Here is a 7,191-nt window from a genome sequence, read left to right as displayed (position 1 = left end):
CATTGTGGAACCCTATATATTGAGTTAATATCAAAATATATCTATGAATAAGCTTTTCTAAGGCTAAGGTGGAGATAGAATTACTTCATCTTAACCTTAGAATCACTTATAAACTATAGTTTTTTAAATTTAATATGATATCATTTAAGGCTCAATATCATACTTATAATAATTCATTATAGATTTTTCTTCAAAACCGCAAGCTTTATATAGGTTTAGAGCATTAGCATTCTTAGTTTCTACATCTAGCTCTATGTCGTATATATTTTTTTTATTTATTAAGCGTAGTGCTTCTCTTAAAGCTGCTTTTCCATAGCCTTTGCCTCTAAAGTCAGGTAATATTCCAAATCCAGCTATATAGGATGAATTATCATTACATTCAATCCTAATTTTACCTATAATATTACCATTAAGTTCAATCATATATGTGGTTATATTATCATCATCTATAAAATTTTCAATGTCATCTCTATCAAGATCAAAAAATATTATATTTTGATTTTGAATTTCTTTAGTGTCTAATTTGTTTGATTTTCTTAGAGTAATTGAATCTCCTATTTCTATAGGAGTTTTATCAGAGCATTTCATTCTATACTCTGAAAAATCGTAGTTTCCTCCCATAGACTTTACAAACTCAATTCCTGAGTTAGATTTGCCATTTGATAATAGTAATATTTTATTAAAGTTTCTATTTTGGCACTCATCTATAACAAGTTTAAAAAGCTTTTTAAATAATCCTTTTCTTCTCCAATCTGGATGAGTCATACCAATAATCTCACTTATATTACCTCCAAAGCTTGAAATGCTAATGTATGATACTAAAGTTTCATCTATATAGTAAAGAAATTCATTGACGTTTTTTAATCCTGTATCATAACTTTTAGGTGCATTTAGTCTATAGTCTAATTCTAATTTTAGATTACATTTGTCATTTAAATTGCAAATTTCCTCAAGTTGACTTATTTCTTTATAGTCCTTTTCAGATATATATTCTTTTAAAATAATATGTTGATTTAATGTTTTTTCACACATTTGAAAATCTCCTTTTCCTATAATAAGATCAATAATTTCTAAAAATGGGCATAAAAATTCCGCAGTAAGCAACCTAAAAACTGGATGCTATCTACGGGTGCAAAAAACAGGTATACTGTAATTTTATTTATCCTCAATAGTCATTTATGTTTATGAAAGGTTATCGATAGCTGCGGCAATGTAATTTTAATTCTAATAGAGGGTAGAACAAGCTTGAAATTACATTTTCGCTCATATTTAGTTGTACGCGGCATCAACTTTAAATTAGCTAACATATAACATCTCTCCTTCCACAAGAACCTATTGCATTTTACAATAAATCTTTTTATATATAAAATTATATGCTTACAAGAAAAATATGTCAATACATAATTTAGAAAAGTCTGACAATAAAAGGGGTCAAAATATAATTAATGATGGATTGTATCATAAAAATAAAAGTATATCTGGGCCAATGAGCAAATTAATAGAAATTGCACTAAAAAATGCAGCTAATTGGAAATAATATTTTAAAACAAAGATTCACAGTATACATGATATTAATCATAAAGCTGTGGATTTTCTGTATAACTTTAATAATAAAAACTCTTATCATAAAATGCTGGCAGGAGTTTTTTACTTTTTCACTCATAAACTTCAATATGTTATCAGTTAAGACTCAATAATAAAATAGTATATTATTAGAATCATACTAACAATTATAGTATAATTATCCATATCATGTAATGTATAAATAGGTTGATTCTTAACGGGGATATATGGAGGTATACTATGAGAGAATATATATTTAATATTTTCTTTATATTGGGAATTATATTGGGAGTGGAAGACTTAATAAGTGAACTTAGAAAAATCAAGGAATACAAAGTAATTATTACTAAAGGAAAAGTTAAGATTAATGGTGACATATTATATGGAATAGTTGGAATATTGTTCATTATACTATTTATTCTAGAGCTTTTTATTTCTGAAAGAGATATGTCTATGGATATGGTGAAAGGAAATGTAATAATTATAGTTGTAGGCATCCCAAAATTAATAACAGGAATGAGAAATGAAATAAGAGATGATGGAATTTATATAAGAAAAGAGATTTATAAGTGGAATCAAATAGAAACATATCAATGGTGTGATGAAGATAAAAGAGGAAATAGAAATATAATATTTTATGTACCTAAATACCATGATAATTTTTATGATGCAGAGGTTAGAATTGCAGAGGTTAAAATTAAGGTAAATAAAAATGATAAAGAAAAATTGCAGAGCTTTTTAGATGGAATAGGGCTTAAAGTCAGTAATATGATTTAATCATGGAAAAATTTCATTTTAATTAGCAGCTACGATATAAAAAATGTGACAAAGTTACTTTACCAAGTATCTTTGTCACATTTTTTTAGATTATTTATATGTTATCTATAAATAATCTAAAAGCTAATATCATACTAATCATATATGTATTATAAAAATTAATTTTAAAAATCTATTGACTTTTTATCTTTGCAGAGCTACAATTTTAAACATACTAAACATATATGCATTATATGCTTTATAGATATATCAGTTCTAAAATTAACATATATGGAAATTATTAATATTTATTAAATATAACAGCTGAAACCATTGAATTCATAATTCATAAAGAAAGAGTTTATGCTAAATAATATTATGCAAACAATGGGTTATATTATATTAATAACTAAGGTGTAACATTAAATGGATTAATAGCATTTATAAATATAGGGTAAATATTATAATAAGGAGAAGGTGGAAAAATGAATGACACATTATTAGTAATCTTAAACATAGTAGTAATGGCTATTTTAATTGGATCAATATTTTGGATGCAAAAGAAGCACTATTCTTTTACTGTTAGAGTACTTACAGGATTATTAGTGGGAATTATATATGGAGCAGTACTTCAAATTATTTTTGGAGCAGAATCTCCAATTATTCAGAGAGCTAATAACTGGTTTAATGTGATTGGAAGTGGATATGTAAGACTATTAAAAATGATAGTAATGCCACTTATATTTGTATCAATTACTTGTGCCATAATTAACCAAAAGTCCAGTAATCTTGGAAAGCTTACAGGAACAATCCTAATTGTGCTTTTACTTACTACAGCAGTATCTGCATTAGTGGGCGCAACTACAGCTAATACTTTTGGATTAAGCGTAGAAGGATTGCAAACAGGAGATACAGAGATCAAGAGAGGAGAAGAACTGGAAGAAAGATTAGCTAATTTGCAGCAAAAACCAGTTCAAGAACAAATTATAGATATAATTCCAACTAATCCTTTCTATTCTTTAGCAGGCCAAGGTGATTCACCTACATTATCGGTGGTATTTTTTGCAGGATTTATTGGAATTGCAACACTAGGAATTAAAAAGAAACGATCTAAATCAGCAGAAATATTTATTGGATTTTTAAACGCATTGCATGATGTAGTAATGCGTATGGTAACTTTAGTTTTAAGATTAACTCCTTTTGGAGTATTGGCTCTTATGACAACAATGGTTTCAACAAGCAAATTTTCACAAATTCTCGGACTTATGAAATTTGTAGTAGCTTCATATGTAGCTATATTAATAATGTTTATTGTACATTCTATTATCCTAATGATATTTAAGCTAAATCCTATTACCTATTTTAAAAAATCAGCATCAGTACTTATCTTTGCTTTCACATCAAGAACAAGTGCTGGGGCATTGCCACTCAACATTAAGACTCAAGTGGATAAACTAGGGGTTTCAGAAGGAGTTGCAAATCTTTCAGCATCACTAGGTGTTAGTATAGGTCAAAATGGATGTGCAGGAATTTATCCAGCGATGCTTGCAGTAATGGTAGCACCAACATTAGGTATTAATCCAATGTCACCAGGATTTTTAGTGAAGTTGATACTTATAACTACACTAAGCTCTTTTGGAATAGCAGGTGTAGGTGGTGGTGCAACTTTTGCAGCATTAACTGTATTCTCTGCATTAGGTTTTCCAGTAGGATTAGTAGGATTATTAATTGCTATTGAACCATTAATAGATATGGCAAGAACAGCGTTAAATGTAAGTGGTTCTATGGTAACAGGAGTGGTTTCAGGAAAGATTATGAAGGAATTAGATATGGAAATATATAATGAAAAATCTACTGAGGAAACTAACTAAAATTTTACGTTGGAGGAAAGCTTATGAAGATTATAATTATAGGTGGTGTAGCTGCTGGAATGAGCGCTGCATCAAAAGCTAAAAGGACAGATTCTAATTCTCAAATAGTGGTTTATGAAAAATCAGATGTGGTTTCTTGGGGGGCTTGTGGATTGCCTTATTATGTAGGGGATTTTTATGAAGATCCTAATACCATGATAGCAAGACCACTGAATAAATTCATAGAGAGTGGGATTGATGTAAAAATAAAACATGAGGTTTTAAAAGTATACCCAGTAAGTAAAACTGTAACGGTAAAAGATTTATCTACAGGGAATATATTTGATGATAAATATGATGTGCTTATGGTTGCTACAGGAGCTAGCGCCATAATACCACCTATAGAAAATAAAAACTTAAAGAATGTATTTACTTTGAAAGAATTTAGCGATGGAATAGCTATAAAAGAAGTGGCTAAAAAGAATGAAATTAAGGATGTAATTATAATAGGTGCAGGTTTCATTGGTATTGAAACTGTAGAAGCAATGAAAAAATTAGGTAAGAATATAAGAGTAATTCAACTGGATTCTAGAGTTCTGCCAGATACCTTTGATGAAGAAATTACTTCAATTATGGAAAAAGAATTATTAAATCATGGAGTAGATCTTAATTTAAATGAGACTGTTAAGGCCTTTAAAGGAACTGAGAAGGTAGAGGGAGTAATCACAGATAAGGGAAGCTACAAGGCAGACTTAGTAATAATATGTACAGGAGTAAGACCGAATACTAGTTTTTTAGGAACTACGGGAATTGAAATGCTCAGAAATGGAGCCTTAGTTATAAATGAATATGGTGAAACTAGTATAAAAGACATTTATGCAGCAGGAGATTGTGCTAGTGTATATCATTTAATTAAAGAAGAAAATGTATATATACCACTTGCAACTACAGCAAATAAAATAGGCAGAATCGTTGGAGAAAATCTTGTAGGAAAGAGAGTTTCTTTTCAAGGTACCTTAGGTTCTGCAGCAATAAAGGTAATGAACTTGGAAGCAGGCAGAACAGGAATTTCTGAAGAAGATGCAATCAAAATGAATATAAACTATAAAAAGGTATTTATACAGGATAAGAATCAAGCTAATTATTACCCGGGACAAAGTGATATTTATGTAAAGTTAATTTACCATGGTGAGACAAAGGTATTACTTGGAGGACAAATTATTGGTGAAAAAGGTGCAGTGTTAAGGGTAGATGTGCTAGCCTCTGCAATATTTAAGAAAATGACCACAGATGAATTAGGCATGTTAGACTTATGTTATGCACCACCTTTTGCTAGAACTTGGGATGTATTAAATGTAGCTGCCAATGTGGCTAAGTAGTTGAGATTTAAAGATCTAGGATAGAATATGGAGAAATATAAAATAAAGGTGGAAATTCTTTTAGAGTTTCTACCTTTATTTTATTTCAATTTTAAAGAAATACTAATGTCTAAATTCTCCCACTTATTGCAATGTAAATTCAAATATGGAATAATTGTATTAATGTGGTATAATTGTATCAAATTTAAAAGGAATTATAATCATGAAAAAATTTTTAATAGTAACAGCACTAATACCAGTTTTAATAATTTCATTATATTTCTATAAAACTCATAAGCAAAATCTAACTAATATTCACCTAGATGAAAATTATATAGAAGAAATATCCATAGCAAAATTACCTTCTCCTCCCAAAAATAAGGTTTTATCTGAAAAAAAAGACATAAAAAAAATAGTTAATTTTATTAATTCTATAAAATTAACAAAAAAAGTCGATCAGCCTTTTAAAGGCTGGGTATACCTAATTAAAATCAATGGAAAAAATGATTTTAATATATCTTTTTTGAGAGATAAGATTAATATTAATGGTACTTGGTATGAAATAGATAGTAATATTGTTAATACATTAGATGATCTGTATAAAGAGTTGGATTATAAAGAAGAAAATTTTTTTAATAAATAATATTTAAGGAGGGAATTAGAATGGGAAATAAACTAAAAAGTTTTTTTGCAGCACTTGGATATATATTAATGGCATTTATTATTCAAGTACTTGTGGCTATAGCTGGAGGAATAATCATAGGACTTCAACAGGACTATAAACAAATTTACAATGGTTTGACGAATGTGGAAGAACAAGGTGCGACTAATATAGCTAATGAAGTTGCAGGAAATTTAAATTATATATTATTAATATCTTCTATAGTAACAGTACTGATATTTTTAATAATATATGCAATTAGAAAGAAAAAACTAGCTGAAGAAATACTTCTTAAAAAGACAAAACTTAAGAATATAGCTATAGCAGCATTAATAGGCACAAGTGTATGGCTATTTAACTCTGGAGTTTTAGTTTTGCTACAATTAAATGGATTGCTTATGAAACAATTTCAAGGCATGAATGAGATTTTAAATCCATTAACCAAAGGAAATTTATTTATTATGATATTAACAATAGGAATAGTAGTACCTTTTGCAGAAGAATTTTTATTTAGAGGGCTTATATATAGAACTTTAAGTAAAAATATATCAATACCAGCTACAATAATCATTCAAGGAGTTTTATTTGGAATATATCATGGTAATCTCATTCAAGGTGTTTATGCTAGCCTACTAGGAATAATATTTGGATTTATAACATATAAAACACAATCTCTATGGCCAGCCGTAATTGCTCATATGACAAATAATACCATAGCTGTAATTATACCTGCAGTAATGGGTAATATATTTAATACAACTAGTTGTATAATATTTGCTATTATAGGGTTAAGCGGAACAATTACAACCATATTTTTTATCAACAAAAACAACCCTAAAGTTATTGAGAAAAATATGGAATCAAACCAATTCATAATTTAATCTAATTCATGATTTATAATTGAGGATACTTCTTAGCAGAAGCTAGGAAGTTAGAATTGACATTCTTATTAATTAAGAATTAATAATGAAGAATGAAGAATTATGGAAACTTCTCCTTTGCA

7 protein-coding genes are annotated in these 7,191 nt (G+C 28.4%); 6 read left to right on the top strand and 1 reads right to left on the bottom strand.

Annotation, left to right across the window (positions count from 1 at the left end; genetic code table 11):
* Positions 1–144: 144 nt before the first annotated feature.
* Positions 145–1,032: a GNAT family N-acetyltransferase gene (locus B2W91_RS15820; RefSeq protein WP_291582677.1), complete on the bottom strand. Its 888-nt coding sequence runs from the start codon at positions 1,030–1,032 to the stop codon at positions 145–147.
* 358 nt (positions 1,033–1,390) lie between these two features.
* Between B2W91_RS15820 and B2W91_RS15815 the strand changes: the two genes are divergently transcribed.
* The 6 genes from B2W91_RS15815 to B2W91_RS15790 all read left to right on the top strand — a co-directional run bounded on the left by B2W91_RS15815 (position 1,391) and on the right by B2W91_RS15790 (position 7,069).
* A complete protein-coding gene (locus B2W91_RS15815) occupies positions 1,391–1,537 on the top strand; it encodes a hypothetical protein (protein ID WP_291582675.1) in 147 nt (48 codons plus the stop codon).
* 266 nt (positions 1,538–1,803) lie between these two features.
* Positions 1,804–2,340, top strand: a complete 537-nt coding sequence (locus tag B2W91_RS15810) for a DUF5673 domain-containing protein (protein WP_291582673.1) — start codon at positions 1,804–1,806, stop codon at positions 2,338–2,340.
* Between the two features lie 464 nt (positions 2,341–2,804).
* Positions 2,805–4,190: an L-cystine transporter gene (locus tag B2W91_RS15805; protein ID WP_291582671.1), complete on the top strand. Its 1,386-nt coding sequence runs from the start codon at positions 2,805–2,807 to the stop codon at positions 4,188–4,190.
* A gap of 23 nt (positions 4,191–4,213) precedes the next feature.
* Complete coding sequence (locus tag B2W91_RS15800; protein ID WP_291582669.1) at positions 4,214–5,548, top strand: CoA-disulfide reductase; 1,335 nt, start codon at positions 4,214–4,216, stop codon at positions 5,546–5,548.
* A 202-nt stretch (positions 5,549–5,750) separates the two neighbouring features.
* Positions 5,751–6,170 (top strand): hypothetical protein, encoded by a 420-nt coding sequence (locus B2W91_RS15795; RefSeq protein ID WP_291582667.1) that lies wholly within the window; start codon positions 5,751–5,753, stop codon positions 6,168–6,170.
* 20 nt (positions 6,171–6,190) lie between these two features.
* A complete protein-coding gene (locus B2W91_RS15790) occupies positions 6,191–7,069 on the top strand; it encodes a CPBP family intramembrane glutamic endopeptidase (RefSeq protein WP_291582666.1) in 879 nt (292 codons plus the stop codon).
* The last annotated feature ends 122 nt before the right edge of the window (positions 7,070–7,191 follow it).

The sequence above is a fragment of the Clostridium sp. UBA6640 genome, from assembly GCF_002455975.1.
Taxonomy (GTDB): Bacteria; Bacillota; Clostridia; order Clostridiales; family Clostridiaceae; genus Clostridium_J.
The sequence above is the reverse complement of the archived record's forward strand: the minus strand, read 5'-3'. Positions and strand labels throughout refer to the sequence as shown.

Coding starts and splice junctions, on each gene's coding strand:
- B2W91_RS15810 (WP_291582673.1), top strand. CDS start 1,804: ATGAGAGAATATATATTTAATATTTTCTTTATATTGGGAATTATATTG.
- B2W91_RS15790 (WP_291582666.1), top strand. CDS start 6,191: ATGGGAAATAAACTAAAAAGTTTTTTTGCAGCACTTGGATATATATTA.
- B2W91_RS15820 (WP_291582677.1), bottom strand. CDS start 1,032: ATGTGTGAAAAAACATTAAATCAACATATTATTTTAAAAGAATATATA.
- B2W91_RS15795 (WP_291582667.1), top strand. CDS start 5,751: ATGAAAAAATTTTTAATAGTAACAGCACTAATACCAGTTTTAATAATT.
- B2W91_RS15800 (WP_291582669.1), top strand. CDS start 4,214: ATGAAGATTATAATTATAGGTGGTGTAGCTGCTGGAATGAGCGCTGCA.
- B2W91_RS15815 (WP_291582675.1), top strand. CDS start 1,391: ATGTCAATACATAATTTAGAAAAGTCTGACAATAAAAGGGGTCAAAAT.
- B2W91_RS15805 (WP_291582671.1), top strand. CDS start 2,805: ATGAATGACACATTATTAGTAATCTTAAACATAGTAGTAATGGCTATT.